Source organism: Mesorhizobium sp. C416B (assembly GCF_030323165.1).
GTDB lineage: Bacteria > Pseudomonadota > Alphaproteobacteria > Rhizobiales > Rhizobiaceae > Mesorhizobium.
The window spans coordinates 2,657,159-2,672,427 of record NZ_CP100471.1; the positions used below are offsets into that span (position 1 = coordinate 2,657,159).

9 protein-coding genes and 10 pseudogenes are annotated in these 15,269 nt (G+C 57.9%); 8 read left to right on the top strand and 11 right to left on the bottom strand.

Annotated features, from left to right (window positions below; all coding sequences use genetic code 11):
* Position 1: 1 nt before the first annotated feature.
* The 3 genes and pseudogenes from NLY43_RS13020 to NLY43_RS13030 form a co-directional block, all read right to left on the bottom strand.
* Positions 2-943 (bottom strand): ABC transporter permease, encoded by a 942-nt coding sequence (locus tag NLY43_RS13020; RefSeq protein ID WP_023712937.1) that lies wholly within the window; start codon positions 941-943, stop codon positions 2-4.
* Positions 943-2,538 carry an ABC transporter substrate-binding protein gene (locus tag NLY43_RS13025; RefSeq protein WP_023716375.1) on the bottom strand — a complete coding sequence of 532 codons (1,596 nt, stop codon included), beginning with the start codon at positions 2,536-2,538 and terminating at the stop codon, positions 943-945. Before NLY43_RS13025 ends, NLY43_RS13020 begins: the two co-directional genes overlap by 1 nt.
* Before the next feature lie 335 nt (positions 2,539-2,873).
* Positions 2,874-3,057 (bottom strand): annotated as a pseudogene (locus NLY43_RS13030) (IS3 family transposase); the annotation flags it as partial.
* A 401-nt stretch (positions 3,058-3,458) separates the two neighbouring features.
* Here NLY43_RS13030 and NLY43_RS13035 point away from each other — a divergent pair.
* A pseudogene (locus NLY43_RS13035) lies at positions 3,459-3,749 on the top strand (transposase); the annotation flags it as partial.
* 314 nt (positions 3,750-4,063) lie between these two features.
* On the opposite strand, the pseudogene NLY43_RS13040 reads toward NLY43_RS13035, so the two are convergent.
* From NLY43_RS13040 to NLY43_RS13055, 4 genes and pseudogenes are all read right to left on the bottom strand, one after another.
* Positions 4,064-4,186, bottom strand: a pseudogene (locus tag NLY43_RS13040) (IS110 family transposase); the annotation flags it as partial.
* Positions 4,187-4,854: 668 nt separating this feature from the next.
* The gene (locus tag NLY43_RS13045; protein WP_023712933.1) at positions 4,855-5,190 is read right to left on the bottom strand and encodes an IS110 family transposase; all 336 of its coding nucleotides are present in this window, start codon (positions 5,188-5,190) and stop codon (positions 4,855-4,857) included.
* A 519-nt stretch (positions 5,191-5,709) separates the two neighbouring features.
* Positions 5,710-5,877, bottom strand: a pseudogene (locus NLY43_RS13050) (IS630 family transposase); the annotation flags it as partial.
* Positions 5,878-5,961: 84 nt separating this feature from the next.
* Positions 5,962-7,461: a M81 family metallopeptidase gene (locus NLY43_RS13055; protein ID WP_198025538.1), complete on the bottom strand. Its 1,500-nt coding sequence runs from the start codon at positions 7,459-7,461 to the stop codon at positions 5,962-5,964.
* A 487-nt stretch (positions 7,462-7,948) separates the two neighbouring features.
* Here NLY43_RS13055 and NLY43_RS13060 point away from each other — a divergent pair.
* The 5 genes and pseudogenes from NLY43_RS13060 to NLY43_RS13080 form a co-directional block, all read left to right on the top strand.
* Positions 7,949-8,844: pseudogene (locus tag NLY43_RS13060) on the top strand (transposase); the annotation flags it as partial.
* Complete coding sequence (locus tag NLY43_RS13065; RefSeq protein WP_502882183.1) at positions 8,845-9,138, top strand: site-specific integrase; 294 nt, start codon at positions 8,845-8,847, stop codon at positions 9,136-9,138.
* 366 nt (positions 9,139-9,504) lie between these two features.
* Positions 9,505-9,960 carry a tyrosine-type recombinase/integrase gene (locus NLY43_RS13070; protein WP_198025537.1) on the top strand — a complete coding sequence of 152 codons (456 nt, stop codon included), beginning with the start codon at positions 9,505-9,507 and terminating at the stop codon, positions 9,958-9,960.
* Positions 9,961-10,073: 113 nt separating this feature from the next.
* A pseudogene (locus NLY43_RS13075) lies at positions 10,074-10,185 on the top strand (transposase domain-containing protein); the annotation flags it as partial.
* Between the two features lie 60 nt (positions 10,186-10,245).
* Complete coding sequence (locus NLY43_RS13080; RefSeq protein WP_031198720.1) at positions 10,246-10,569, top strand: hypothetical protein; 324 nt, start codon at positions 10,246-10,248, stop codon at positions 10,567-10,569.
* Here the strand turns inward: NLY43_RS13080 and NLY43_RS13085 are convergent.
* Positions 10,550-10,773: pseudogene (locus NLY43_RS13085) on the bottom strand (DUF6429 family protein). The gene NLY43_RS13080 and the pseudogene NLY43_RS13085 overlap by 20 nt on opposite strands.
* Before the next feature lie 707 nt (positions 10,774-11,480).
* On the opposite strand from NLY43_RS13085, the gene NLY43_RS13090 reads away from it, so the two are divergent.
* Positions 11,481-12,569 carry a D-alanine--D-alanine ligase family protein gene (locus NLY43_RS13090; protein ID WP_023716376.1) on the top strand — a complete coding sequence of 363 codons (1,089 nt, stop codon included), beginning with the start codon at positions 11,481-11,483 and terminating at the stop codon, positions 12,567-12,569.
* Between the two features lie 305 nt (positions 12,570-12,874).
* Here NLY43_RS13090 and NLY43_RS13095 read toward each other — a convergent pair whose 3' ends face one another.
* Both NLY43_RS13095 and NLY43_RS13100 read right to left on the bottom strand, forming a co-directional pair.
* Entirely contained in the window at positions 12,875-13,141 is a 267-nt protein-coding gene (locus NLY43_RS13095) for a hypothetical protein (RefSeq protein WP_023712922.1), read from the bottom strand.
* Between the two features lie 20 nt (positions 13,142-13,161).
* Positions 13,162-13,667, bottom strand: a pseudogene (locus NLY43_RS13100) (transposase); the annotation flags it as partial.
* A gap of 78 nt (positions 13,668-13,745) precedes the next feature.
* On the opposite strand from NLY43_RS13100, the pseudogene NLY43_RS13105 reads away from it, so the two are divergent.
* Positions 13,746-14,658 (top strand): annotated as a pseudogene (locus NLY43_RS13105) (IS630 family transposase).
* A 20-nt stretch (positions 14,659-14,678) separates the two neighbouring features.
* Here the strand turns inward: NLY43_RS13105 and NLY43_RS13110 are convergent.
* Positions 14,679-15,233: pseudogene (locus NLY43_RS13110) on the bottom strand (transposase); the annotation flags it as partial.
* Positions 15,234-15,269 lie beyond the last annotated feature (36 nt).

Consider the following 15,269-nt stretch of genomic DNA (forward strand, 5'->3'; position numbering starts at 1 on the left):
ATCAGTACCGTATCCGTGGATCGATAAGCGTATAGGCCAGATCGACCGCGAGATTGATAAGGACGTACAGACCCGAAGTCAGGATGAGTACGCTCTGGATTATGGGATAGTCGCGATTGTTGATCGCATCGACGACCAGACGACCGATACCGGGTATGTTGAACACCGTTTCGGTGAGGACAACCCCGCCGATCAGATAGGCGAAGCTTATGCCGATTACGGTCAGGATCGGGACGCCGGCATTCTTCAAGGCATGGTGAAAAAGCATGGCATAGGATGAAGCGCCTTTGGCGGCGGCCGTTCGCATGTAGTCTTCCGACAACACCTCAAGCATGCTCGCCCGCGTAACCCGCGCGATGAACGCAATGTAGCCGAGGCCCAACGCTACGGTTGGCAGGATCAGGTGCACAAACCAAGGGCCGAGGCCACCATCGATCGGGACGTATCCCTGGACCGGCAGCCAATGCATCCTGATGGCGAAGAAATATATGAAAAAATAACCGATGACAAAGACAGGGACGGAATAACCAAGTGCCGAAAAGGCGGCGAGGAGGCGGTCGACGAGCCCGCCTGTTCGCCACGCGGCAACGATGCCGAATGAGACCCCCACCGTCACCGAGAGGACCATCGTCAAGATCGATAGGGATAGAGTCGGCTCAAGCCGCTGCGACATGAGCTCGAGAACCGGTCGCCCGGCAAAGATCGAGGTGCCGAAATCGCCGCTGAGCATGTCGCGCACCCAACGTATGAACTGAACCGGCATGGGATCGTTCAGGCCCAGCTTTTCGCGGATGCCGGCGACTATCTCCGCCGTGGCCGACTTGCCGGCGATAATCGCCGCTGGATCGCCTGGCGCCAGCCTGAGAAGCAGGAAGACGAAGATCCCGACCATCGCCATGACAGCGATGGTCGAAACCAATCTGCGAAGGATGTACGCACCCATCAGGCAGAGGCTTTCTGCATGTTCCACATCGGAACATAATCCGGCATGCCGATAAGGCCGTTAAGCGTCTGGCGGCGTGCGATTGGGGCAACAACCCGCCCTAGAAGGACCTCAGGAACGAGATCCCAAGCAATTTGCTGCATTTTGCCTGCGAGCGTTTTGCGCTCCTCCATCGTTTGGACAACGGCCCATTTCGCGCGAAGAACCTCATATTCGTCGCTGCTCGGCCAACCGAAATAACCTTTCTCCCCATTCATAGAGAGATCAGCTGTACCTATCGGATCCCCCCGCGAGAAGTCGGACTCACTTGTAATAAAGATGCTCCAGCCACCTTCGTTGACTGGGCCTTTATTTGCCCGGCGTGTGACGAGCGTACCCCAATCCATCGCGGCAAGCTCAGCATTAACGCCGATCTTCCGCAACTCGGACGCCAAAACTTGGGAGGTGTTGCTTGCCTCTGCCCAGTCTGTCGGCTGCAGAATGATAACCTTCTCGCCTGTATAACCAGCCTCGCTAAGGAGTTGCTTCGCCTTCTCCGGATTGCCTCCCTTTTTGAACCATCCGGTATTTTCGTCATTAGATACGAGGTTACCGCCGCCAAAGAATGACTTGACGGTACTCGCGAATTGAGGGCCGGGGGAAATGACCTGCAGAAAAGCTTCCTGATCTACAAGGTGAAGCACTGCTTGGCGCATTTTGACATTGTCGAACGGCTTTTGCAGACAATTCATACGCAGGAAATAAGCCCAGCCAGATGCATTGAGAACTTGGAGCGCCAAATTCGGATCACTGTCTATGACAGGGTAAAGATCGGCGGGTGGCGCCTCAAGGTAGTCAATCTCGCCCGCCTGCAAAGCCGCCAAAGCGGTCTGCTGGTCGGCGATAACATCCCAGATGATGCGATCGACCTTTGCGATCTTCCCGCCAGCGAACCCGTCAGAGGACTCGCTGCGTGGCACGTATTTTTCATTCCGGTCATAGACAACACTGACCCCGGGCTTCGCCAGGGCATGATTGAAGACAAAAGGCCCTGATCCGATGTTCGCGTTCACTGGGTCGGTTGCCGGTGTAGAGGCATCTTTTTCTCGCATTACATAGAGATCTTGAGTCAAAATAGTGGGAAGTAACCCCAGAGGCTCCTTTAAGACTATCTTGAACGTCCTCTCGTCCTTTTTGGAAATGTCGCTTGCACGCGTCATGAGTAATTGCCCACCGGGTTTGACTTCCCCCCAACGATGGATCGACGCAACACAATCGGCCGCCGTGACAGAGGCGCCGTCGTGCCAGCCTAAGCCATCCCTCAACTCGAACGTATAGGTCTTCTTGTCATCCGAAACGCCCCACTTTCCCACCATCTGAGGTTGCGGCACGAACGTGGAGTCGTTTGAGAACAGCGTATCGTAAATGGCTAAGGCATGGTCCAAGGTTAAGTTGCTCGTGGTCACAACCGGATCGAAGATGGTCAAATCACCCTTCACCATGTGGACTGTCCGATCGGCGCTTGGCGATGTCTGTGCCCGCAGGACCGGCGGGAACGATAAAGCAGTTCCGACGGCGATACCCGCCTTGAAGAGATTGCGTCGAGAAATCGTCATCTTTCAATTCCCCTTTTTAGAGCCATTGGCGGTTGATTCGCCAATTGTTGCGTCTGCCGATGCCACAATTGGCGGCGACATACTGGGAATGCTACCACTTGGGTGAGAAAATTTGCGTCAAAACGGGACGGCTGCTGAAATGCGAGCCGCACCAAGCCGCGTGGTCTGAAATGTCTTGGCGCTCTGGAACGCAATCGGCGGCTCGTCCCCCGACACTCAAGCCACTCGATGTCTCAAGCCATTTAGCCTCGTATCCGGGCCAGAACAAAACCTGCACATGCACTCGGGAGCAACGCTGGGCGGCCTATGAGAGACGCCGATCGGCGCCGCAGCAGCTAACATGGCTCGTTGCTCGAACTCAGATAGCCCAGTGTCGAGTGCCGTCGGGGATTGTAGAAGCGCTCGATCTAGTCGAGACATCGACCCCGGCGGCATCTCGGGTCCTGTAAACTGTGCGCACTGTCTTGAGCGAGAGAAGAAGCTTTACATGGCCGCATTATCCCAGACGATGCTCGCCCGAAGATCGCCGAGGCCGCCACCACGACCGTCAACGCGCTCGAGAGCCAGGAGCAGTTGAACTCCAGACAATATATCGAGTGCGTTCGCGCCTGGTAGCCGAAAGAAACAACCTCCTCAACCAGTTGCGAGCGATCTTGCTGGAACGCTGGGTGACCTTCCCGGCTGGCAGGCGAAAGTTGAGCTTGATTTGGATGGCATGCTTGCGGAGGGCAATGAGACCTTGAGACCTTGTCGCCCCGCATGCGTCAGCTGATTGGTGGGCTGCGACCCGAATGGAAGGAGTTCGACGCGAAGATGGGGTGCTGAACGAAGAGTTTATCCAACTGGCGCGCGACGATGTCGCCGGGACTGTCAGGATTTCTGTGTGCCGGCGGGCATAATGGGTAAAAAGGATGCCCACTATGGCCCGACCCAAAGAATCCGCAATGCCGAATGATCTTCTCGACCAACTGCTGGCAGGAGGCGCAGCCAGTGCTGCCTTCGAACAGGGCGGCCTGCTGTATACGCTCAAGAAGGCTCTGACAGAGCGCGCGCTGAACGCGGAAATGGACCACCATCTGGCGAGCGGCGAAGACGCTGGCAATACGCGTAACGGCTATGGCCGCAAGACGGTGACGACCGAGACCGGCCAGATGGAGATCGATGTTCCGCGCGACCGCCAGTCGAGTTTCGATCCGCAGCTGATTGCCAAGTAGCAGCGCCGGTTTCCAGGCTCACGTGACGATGCTGAGGTCAAGCGATGTGTTAGGGCGGCATCGTATCCCTATTGATGGCGGAGTCCAGAGCTGGGCTCGATTGCGTGACACGGCTCGGTCAATGGAGCCTAATCAAACTCACATACGGTCGCCGCTTGAGACGGCTGCACCAATATCCCGCTTGCTGCGGCAGGGGCTAGAAGGCGAGACACGTCTTTGATACCGCATTCTAGCCAGCTGGGATCTCGGTCGCCTCCTGGATCCGCCGAGCTGATCAGGCCTCGAGGGATGAGTGTACCGGTGTGATCTCGTCAGACGGCCTTCATGACAGCACCTTCGATGACGACGCCCGCAGTCACGTATTTCCACAGCGCCACGAGCAGCTTCCTTGCAAGGGCGACGATGGTTGTCTTTTGGAGGCGCCCCTGCTTGCGCATCACGCGTTCGTGCGAGGTCATTCCATTCTTCGCGTTCCCTGACGACGTCCGTCGGATCATTTACACCACGGATGAGACCGACAAGCCCGAGTTCGGCTTTTCGACTCCTATTGCGTTTCTTTGTTCGGCTCAGGTGAGTGTGTTTTCTTCGTCCCGGCCCACAGGATTTCCGTGCGGGCATGTCAAGACGCGGTCAAGGCTGGCCGGAGCGATGGCGGCACCGCGGGCTGCGAGGTTTCCGGGCCACGCCTTGACGGCATCGAGCACTGCGCCAGTCTGGAGCGGACCGAGGCGGCGGTCGTGCCGGCAGATTTCCTTGTGCTATATTTGTCCGGCACGGACGACCACGTGGCAAAGAGTGGTGCTAGAGGATGAGAGTGCCGCCACGCAGCCGTTATAGTCGTTCCTCCTTTGTGGCGTCCGTGCGCCGCTTCGGCGCGTGGCCGCCAATACCGAACCATCAACTGGTAGGCACGCTCGGCATTCTCGGCCGCGGCTTTCTCGCTGTTTCGCAACTCCTTCACGTTGTAGGCGCAAGCCGAACCGCGGCGACGGACACCGCGCTCGCCCGGCGCCGGCCTTGAGAGCGAGCTGCCTCTGCTTTGCCGCCACCAGCGCCGGGCGAGCCCAGAAGTAGTCCTGCTCCTTTGTCAGCAGATGCCAGATCAGCACGGCGAGCTTGCGGGCGACCGCCACGGCTGCGACCTGATGACCACGCTTGTTGCGGATGCGCAGGAAGAAAGCCTGAGCGGCCCGGGCGCCTTCGCCGCCGCCCAGGCGGCCTCGACCGGCATGGCGCGGGCATGGGAACGCCCATGTTTGCTGATCCGGCCATACTGGGCGATGCCAAGACCGGATTGGCGCACACGCGGATTGAGGCCGAAGTAGCTCACCAGCTTCTGTGGTTCGCAGAACCGCCGGATGTCCCCGTCGGCGGCGATGATACCGCTCGCGACGATGGCGTTGACGCCGGTGATCGTCTGAAGCCGCGGGACTTGCACATCACCAACCGCTTCCCGGAGATGTCGCGATCGAGGTCAGTCAGATCCTCGGCCAGGCGGTCGATCTCGCGGAAGTGGCGAGCGATAGCAGCCCGCTCGTCGTCGGGAAGCACCTGCCAATCGTCTCATCCGCTCCTCCTCAAACGCTCAGGAGCCGGCGGCGACGCGACACCTACGGATACGCGCTCTCGGCGCAACCGCGCAGGTCGCAGGGGCGGCCAGCTACTAACGCGAGCTCGCAGCTCATCGAAATACATCGGGCTGCCCGCACTTGGCGTGCTCCCGGTGCCCCTGTCCCGGATGGTCGCACCATACGCCGAAAATCGCTCATCTCCAGCGGGGGATCAGATGGCACCGTTATGATCATACCGGTTACGAACTCAATAGAGGCGATGCGGCAACCAAGTTGCTCTACCGGATCTTGAACCGATCGGAGAAAGACTAGAAAATGCCGTAATGTTCAACCGCTCGCCCGCACGGAATTCCTGACAATCCCATGTCGCCACACGCAGGTCGACCTCTATCCCAGCATTGGTGCGGGCGTGGCGCCAATTCGCCGATCTTTGCCCGCGCAATCGAGCGGATCGCGCTGGACACTCTCACTCCAAAACGCGCTGCCGAGCCGACATGCCCTCGTCCGACCTTCAAGACCCGCGACCGAAGATCCTCACTCCATGCTCCTCCCATCGTCCACCTCCATCGAGGTGGATGTTGAACCAGCACAACGCAGCAGTCACATCACAATCGAGTTCACTGATTACCGGACGTGCTCTAGATAAGAAGGGTCGGAGTGGCGTTATAGTCTAACGGCCAAATAGGCCGGTTCACAGCCTTGTATGGAAGGTCCTTGACCCCCATGCCTAACAATCCGCTACTGGCAACATAAATCACCTTCTGAGAGATTGGACCATACGCCGGCAGAAACGCGGTGCTCGTCTTTAGCACGATGATCTTCTTCAACAGGGGATCAATATCCACGTTGGTGAACAACTCTAGACCGAGCGCTTGCGTTCGTTCATTGGATAGCACGACATCTACTCCACCAATGCGCACTGCGGCACAGTCGCCGAGCGAGGCTCGGGTGGGGCCACTATATTGCCAGCATTTCCGCTTCAGTCCAATTACCGACACATTCGCGTCAATGGGCACTCCTGAAATAATACCGATTTTTCCACCAATACGCAGAGGAAAGCTGGCACCCACGCCCGCTTGAAAGCAGAGGCGCACAGCGATAGGATCCCACAACGGACCTAGAGCAGCGCCTTCCACTCGATTTTCAATAAGATATTTCAAAACATCTGTGTTGTCTGAACTAGCTCCGCCACCGGCGTTGTCGTGGTCATCTACTATGACAACGGGAGCACCCACCATAGAAATCGCAGAGGTGACGCCATCGGCAATTGACATCGGTGCATCGGGCGCATCTGCTCGCATCGAAACAAATTCCACGCCAATTTCCTTCGCAAGCAAATCTCCTGTTGCTTTATCGTTGTCCGTAACGACAAGGACTCTGCTCCCCATCTCAGGTACGTCTGAAAGCGCAAACCCATGACCAAGGGAAACGGACAGTACACCGCCTTTGCCCTCCATATCCTGGATCCGATCTATAAGTTTTCGCATCCGCGGTGTCTCTGACAAATACCAATGAAGTTGCCGGCAATCGAACAATGACATTACCGGTTGGATTTCTCCTCGGATGGTTCGCAGAACCAAGTCGAGTAGCTCGTGAGCACGCTCGATCTGATCGATATGCGGGTATTCCTTGTAAAGAATTATGATATCCGCGACGTTGACGCGCTTTATGGTCAAGTGGCAATGCGAATCCAGCTCAACCCCAATGACGCACTTGGGACCTACAAGTGATCGGACCCGTTCCAGCAGGTCGCCTTCCACGTCGTCATAGCCATATGCGACCATTGCGCCGTGAAGACCTAGCAGTACGCCGTCCAAAGGCAGCGCTTCTTTAACCTGATCTAGGATCTCATCGCGCATGAACTCGTAATCTTGGCGATTTGTCGGGCCCGCAGCTTCAGCAAAGAAACAACTACCTTGGATCAAAGTGAAGCCGTCAGCCTCCGCCCTACGGCGAGCGACCCACAAGGGCTCGGCACACCAGATTGGCGCCTCTTCGGGAAGCTCGCCGGGACGAAGAAAGGCTCCCTCTTTGAAATCTGCAATGCCGGTCGGCATCGGGGAAAAGCTATGAGTTTCAGTACCAAGCGTTGCAGCAAATAGTCGCATCAAAAGCGATCTCCCTAGAGAAATATCCAAGGGCTAAACCTAGCGCCGGCCGAGGAACGATGTCCGTCTAAATACTGCCTTCGCTGCAATGCAGATTTCGTGGAATTGGGTTGTTTGCAATTTTATCCCCTTTCCAATGAAGTACGTGCCGTCATTCTTTTGGTCCCGGTAGGAACGATCGTTACCCATCGCCCCGCGTCAGTTCGTATGTGCGGCATTGCCGCTTACGGCTCCTATCGTGAGTTGTGTCGGTGAGCCGAGCATCTGGATGCGGATGTCGTCAGTCGGCACGGTGGCAGATATTTGCGCAGCAGCTTTTGGAAACAGTCCCGAGGCATGCGGCGTGACTGGCTTCGACGCACCAGCGCGTGTCGCCAAGCTCGACCAACCTCCCAGCGGAACCCTCCCAGCCGTCTTAAGAGACCTGTACGCGGAAGCATCATGCGTTGCTTTTGAGACCCTCACGGGCCTCATCGGCGTGCCCGCATGGCGGGATCGAATACGATTCCGTCGCGCCATGACCGATGCGGCCGATCAGCTTCCCGACGACCTTGCCAGCGCGCACGCGATGATCCTGGCCGAGCGTGCCGCCCCAATGAGGCGCTAGCACTCGCAGCCCGTGCGCAGGCCGTGAACTCGCACTCGGATGCGCTGATCGCGCGGCTCCGGCTGGAGATCGAGAAGCTGAAGCGCGAGATCCATGGCAGCAGCTCGGAGCGCAAGGCCCGGCTTCTCGAGCAGATGGAATTGCAGCTCGAGGAGCTGGAGGCTGACGCCAGCCAGGACGAAATGGCGGCGGAGATGGCGGCGCGGTCATCGATCGTCAGAGCCTTCGAGCGCGCAGGCCTCCGTCAAGGAAGCCTTTTCCTGAGCATCTGCCGCGCGAGCGTGTTGTCATCGCCGAACCATTGCTGCGTTTGGGTAAGCTGACGAAGCTTGGCGAGGACGTTACCGAGACGGTGGAGGTGATCCCGCGCCAGTGAAGGTGATCCAGACCGTGAGCGAGAAGTTCAGTTGCCGCGAATGCGAGAAGATCACGCAACCGCCCGCGCCCTTCCACGTAGCGCCGTGTGGCTTTGCCGGGCTGAACCTTTTGGCGATGATCCTGTTCCCGAAGTTTTTGCCCAGCATCAGCCGCTGAACCGGCAGAGCGAGCGCTATGGCCGCGAGGACATCGACCTCAGCCTTTCCACACTGGCTGACCAGGGTCGGTGCTTGTGCCGCGGCGCTCAAGCCGCTGCATGACCTGATCGAGGCGCATGTGATTGCCGGCGAACGTATGCATGGCGATGACACCACAGTGTCGATCCTGGCGAAGGGCAAGACCGACACCGGCCGCATCTGGACCTATTGAGGGATGACCGGCCGTTCGGCGGACATGCTCCGCCGGCGGCACTCTATTATGGCGGCAGATTGCTGCACCAATACGTGCACCGGGTGTTCTGGCAGCTGTCGCGACAGATCGGTCTGCGGCAGCGCGGGCAGCGCAATGGTCCGCGGATTCACGATCTTCGTCACCGTTTCGCTGTCCAGGCCCTGACCAACTGGTATCGTGCGGGCGAAGATGTCGAGCGGGGACTGCCGGTCCTCTCGACCTTTCTCGGCGACGCCAATGTTCGCGACACCTACTGGTATCTATCCGCCGCGCCGGAGCTAATGACCCATGCCGCGCGACTGCTGGATAAGCGGTGGGAGGCTCGCCCATGAGCGCCTCGAACGACCTGGCCGTGCTGATCGAGCGGTGGTTCATCGATCGGCTCATGCGGCATCGAGAGGCGTAAGCTCCAACACCATCGCCTCCTACCGCGACACCTTCCGGCTCCTGTTCGCGTTCCCGCAGACACACCTTGGCAGGTCTCCGTCGCAGTTGACACCGCGGGATTTAGACGCGCTTTCATCGGGCCTCCCTAGAGGAACTCGAGACACTGCGGTCCGCCTCAGTGAGGACCCGGAATCTCCGCCTCACGGCCATTCGGTCTTTCTTCAGATATGCGTCGTTCGAGGATGCGACAAGCGACAGCTTCAGTTTCTCACCAGGCCCGAGATTGAAGCGATCCTGGCCTGTCCGGATACGTGCGATGGGTTGGCAAGGGCTGCAAGGAGCGAAGTACGCCGCTCACGAAGGTTGCACAGCAAGCCCCTTGGGGGCTGGCTCAACGAGCCCAGGAAGGGGGGCGCAACGGCTCTCTTTCCGAATATGCACGGCGGCAGGCTGAGCGCCGACAGCGTGCAGGCGCTGCTGAACAAATATGTCGCCAAGCTCGCGAACACTGCGTCCCCCTCCGCTCGAAGCGGGTGTCGCCTCATGTTTTGAGGCACGGCGCTGCCATGGAGCTGCTGCAGGTGGGCGTCGATTGTTCGGTCATCGTCCTATGGCTGGGCCATGAGACGGTGGAAACGACGCTGACCTATCTTCACGCACATCTTGGGCTGAAGGAATCCGCACTTGCCAAGCTGAAGCCATACGAACGCGCAAGGGCCGAACGATTTCGACCAACCGACCGGCTTCTTGAATTCCTACGCCTCTGAGCATGAGAACTATGCCGAGTGTCAACGACCGGTTCTCGGTCGAAATGGCGGGCAAAGCGCTTCATGCCGCCATGATTGGCTGAGGCGCTCGGCATAGTTCGGCGGTCGCATAAACTGCCAAGCTCAACGACGTCGATCCGCAGGCCTGGCTTGCCAATGTCCTCTCCCGCATCGCCGATCATGCCAACCACACGGCTTGAGAACCTACTTCCGTGGAATTGGAGCCGACGATCGCAGCAGATAAAGCTGCCTGATCCGGGCCTTCACCAGAAGATGAGACGTCCGATGGGATACCGCAACTCCGCTCTCTATAGGCCCAAATATGTTGCCGAGATGCTCGACGAAGCCGAAGAGTTCTTGCGCGATTGCTCGATCGAGATGTTCTCTGAAGACAGTTGCCTGAGCGCCTACGACGACTATCCCGCGTCTGAATTTAGCGAAACCATCGTGGTCTTCACCGAAGACGGCATTGAAAACTCTTCGGCATATTGTCCACCGCAAAGAACCATCGCCCCAAATCGTAAACCGCGGCCCCGGGTCCATGGCACTGCGCGATGCTTGCCGTGGAATTGGAACGCCTGCCCAGCGCTCATGGCGCCCGCCGCATGAACAGGGTGCGGAACAGTGACTCCGCACGCCGCAGGTCTTCATCTGCCAGACCACCGACTTCGCCTTGTTTGCAGGATTCGCGATCACCCCCTTCTGGTGCAAGTCAAGCGCATCCAATCCAGACCCTTCAAAGCGCGCGTCATGCAGGGTTAGCCAAAGCAAGCCCAGAGCAGCATCATCGATCTTGTCGGTGTCGATCTCCATGAACGCAGTTTAGCACGGAAACGGTGTCTGCCGCGGCCCAGACCGGGCCAGACCAGATGGACACACGTACCATTCCGCGGTGGGCCATGTCGATGGGAAGAATTCCGGCACCGGACAACCAGGCGATGCCGATCGCACCCATCCTCTGCCAATGGGCGAGAGGTAATTCTCGCGTGCTTGCGGTCGCTGACCCGTCTGTCCGAAATGCGACAATGTCAGCTCCGAGCCAGGAGTGTGTCGGAAGCAATCGTGCCATTTCCCAATGTTCTCGTTGGCACAACAAATGCAGTGCTCTTAGCAGAGCGTCTGCACCATCATGCCGCTTGGCGCAAGCGGCGTAGTCTATGGGCTGCCGAATAGTAGGAGAGAACATCATGGCAAGAATGCAGGTTGTTGCGGACATTTTGCCCGAGGCAGCAAATGTTCGTCGAGTGCTAGTGGTACTTGATCGAATGTCTCTTGATCTTGTCTAAAGATTCAAGCGCTGGATGCAAGCTGTTGCAAAGTAACTCAGTGTTGCCGGACCACGAGCAGTGCCGAGTCATAGTAGTTGGAAGGGAGATGACGCCGACTCTTTCAAAGCACTTATTCCTAAGCAGAACACTACCCAACGTACGGAAGTTTGGGAGCATGATCGAGCTCATCTGCCTGCGTTGACGTATTCGCTCGTGCAGGAGCGATCCCACCAGCAGCAAGGAGACGCTAAAATGGGCCTACAAGTTTCGTTCATATTTGGCGGCATCTCGACCGAGTACGATTCGTCGGTCTCATCCTTAAGAAATATCATTTCTTCATACTTAGAACTTCCAGTTAACAAAAGACCGTTTGGCGTAAAAAATATTTATCACCTTAATAGGGAAGACGGCCTTATCAGGACGATACCGTTAAGTGGTGTTTCTGATGCGCGAAATATCGACGCATATATAGAAAGTAACGTGGCCGCGCTCGGCGGTCCACTCCTAAGCACTATTGGTTCGGTTGACCCGTGCAGAGAGTATCTGGTGAATTTACTGCATGGTCAGTTCGGCGAAGACGGAGGGATTCAGTGGCTTGCGGCGCTTTTAGGATTGAAGGGTACATTCGGCGACCCACACGTTGCATCGCTGACGATGAATAAGCATGCAATGTCCCTATTTGTCTCCTCTCAGCTTTCCCCTGACATCGTGAGAATTCCAAAGACAAGGTTAATAAAACCCAAAACTGTAGAACACGAAATTCCGATTGCGAACTCAATCCAAGGTCCTGTCGTGGTGAAGCCGAATTCACTCGGCTCGTCAATACTTACAGAAGTTTTTGATGATCCGGTCGCGCTTCAGGACGACATGTCGGAGATGATTAGCGAAATACTTAGATACGACAGAGCTGCGTTGCTGCAGGAGTACATTCCTGGCTCCGAGTATTCTTGCGGATGTATAGTGAATGCGTCCGGCATAATGCTACTGCCAGTCGTCGAAATTCAGACACAAAGGCGCTTCTTTGGCAGCAAAGAAAAAAATTGCAGCGACCTTTATGGTCTGAGGGTTGTGGACGACAGTGACCCAATCTCAGTTAAGGTAAAAGATATTACCAATAAGATCGCGGGTGCCGTTGACCTATATAATATAGCGCGATTTGATTTTAGAGTTAACGATGAGTCCGAGGTGTACTTTCTCGAGTGTAATTATCTTCCGGGTTTGGGAACGGGAGGAATTTTCCCGACTATGCTACAAGGTGCCGGGATGACGGTGATAGATATGATCGCTTATATATTGAATAGCCCGAATTTATTCGGCGCAAAAGATCATATTCGGGTTTAAAACAGGGCCCTCGTTCTATGAAAATCACAAATAGGTCCTCGAACATGCCTCGGACCCGCCAGCGAGCTGGAAAATCCGATCACCTATTTTTAGGAACCGCTCGGTATCCCACCGGCCTGCCGCTTCTGGCTCGCGGCGGCCGGCGCCACATCTCTACCGAAGCCACATTACGCATCGAACACATTTGGTGCGGGAAATCCGCCCGCCCGGATCTGTGAGGGCGAAGCCGAATGGCTGAGCTATTCGACCACGACCCGTCACGTCAGGAGGCCAGGCGGCTCATGCATGCTAGAATGGCTGAGCACTCAACCGTCACTCGGCCTCGATCTGGATCGAGCCGTCGTCGAGCAGTTCGGCGTGGCAGTCGTCCGTGACTTCGTCCATCTGGTCACATCCGGCCCATGTGAAGTGAACATCGAAGGGCTGTAGCTGAGATCTAGGCCGGCCTGCAGGGCGCCAATGGCGATCTTGCCATTGTTGTCGCCGCCGATGGTGATCATGGTGAGGCCGCCGAGGTTAAGATAGCTGCGATCCCACAGATCGGCTTCGACGATGCACCCGCGGCTGATCAACTGGCAGCCTGCGGGCGCAGTTATGTCGGCACCACCATGAGCTTTGGCAGTTGCACCAGATTGTAGGCAGCGGCTGCGAAGGTGAAGGCCCATCCGACACGGACGCGGCAGCGGAACCTGGTCTTGTGCTAGCCCGCCACGACCTTGATCCAACCGAATGCCTCTTCCATGCGCTTCCTGATGCGCTGGCTGACAACATAGCCGCTATGCCGGGTGGTGCGCCCGCCGATCGCGGAACTGCGGCCGCTCATGTTCTGCGCCACGTGCGGCGTCACCCCTCATCGAGCGCAGCTCATTGACGAAGTCTTCCGCGTCGTTGCCTCGCGCCGACCGGCCACAGGCGATCACGCTCGGCGCCGACAACACGATCATGTGCGGTGCGGCTACCCCGTTCGGCATGCCCGTCAGCCAGTCTCAGGCAGGCGTCGACCAGAAAGCCATGGCGGTTCTCCATCAAACCATGACCCATGAGCAAACTTGGTTTCCTTCCCTTCGCCCTTCCGATAAACCGGGCATCCGGGTCGCTAGAGCACGTCCGGGGATCGATGAATCGATTGTGATGTGACGCGAATCGGTTTGACTGGTTGAACGCCCACTTTGGACGATGGCGAGAGCACTTGGTGAGGATCTGCGGTCACGTGTCGTGAAGGCGGGTGAATGAGCATCGGCCCGCCAGGCGGCGGCTCGGTTGGGTGTCGGGATATCGAGCGCGATCCGCTGGATAGGCAGAGGCCGGAGGGGCGAGACGACGCCGCGACCGGAGGGACGACGGCGCGGCTCGCGTCTCGACGCCGATGCCGACTTCATCGTCGGGATGATCGAAGAGCGCAAGGACATCACGCTGAACGAGGTGGAGCAGCTCTTGGCCGAGCGGTTCATGCTCATCGGCCTCTGCGGGGACACGGCTGGACGTTTAAAAAAAGTCCGCACACGCACTGGAGCAAATCGTCCCGACATCCTGAAGCGCCGGCGTGCCTGGTTCGACGGCCAGCTCGACCTCGATCCGGCAAAGCTCGTCTTCATCGATGAGGCCGGGCTGTCGACCAGATGGCTAGCCTGCGCGGAAGAGCGCCGCGCGGCGAACGCTGCCGGGCAGGCGTGCCACACGCCACTGGAAGACCACGACCCTCACCGGCGCGCTCAGGCTGACCGGAATGAACGGGCCCTTCGTCTACGACGGCGCCATCAACGGGGTCGTGTTCCCCGCCTATGTCAAGCAGGTGCTAGCGCCAACCCTGGCGCCAGGCGACGTCGTCGCCATGGACAATTTGCCGGCGCACAAGTCCGGGGCATGCGCGAGGCGATCGAAGCCGCCGGTGCAAGGCTGATCTTCCTCCCGCCCTATAGTCCCGACTTCAACCCCATCGAAAACGCCTTCGCAAAGCTCAAGGCGCTCCTGCCGGCGAGGGCCGAGCGGACAATCCCGGTCCTATGGGACATCGTCGGCGCGCTCGTCGACCTTTACGCCCACAGGATGCGCAAACTACTTCAAGGCCGCAGGCTATGAACCGGATTAAACCGGACGTGCTCTAGTTTAGGCATGTGTGTCGTTCGAGCGCTGTTGGCCATGGAAGTCCGCTTCCGCGTTTCGCCCGCCGCCTTCAGCCGGCGGCTCGCCCGAGCCGTCCTTCGGTTTAACGCTCTTCATCGACGCCCCGCCTCGATCAGTGTGCCATCGACCGAGAAGTTGTCCGTAGACAGAAGCTTTTTTACCTTGGGCTGTCGCCAGCACCGCAACTAAGACCTTAGCCACGATGTCACCTTCCAGCAACCGGTCGCGGTTCTTTGAGAACACCGAAGCGTCGTCGACGCCGATACCGACAAACCAGCGGAACAAAACGTCGTATTCCAGCCGCTCCATCAAAAGCCGCTCCGATCGGATCGATTAGAACGCCTGCAGCAGCATTGCTCGCAGCAGCTTTTCCGGCGGGATCGAAGGCCGCCCGCTCGGCGAATACAGCGCCGCCAACTCCCGTCCAGCGCCGACAGCGCGTCGTTCGATCGCACTAATGGCTCGCAACGGATGATCTCGTCGCACCCGCGCCTCAAGGTCCACGTAGCTGAACAGCTCGCCAGTTCGTCGCCTTGGCACCCTTCACCTCCGAATCCCTTCGGAGCCAATGAATCA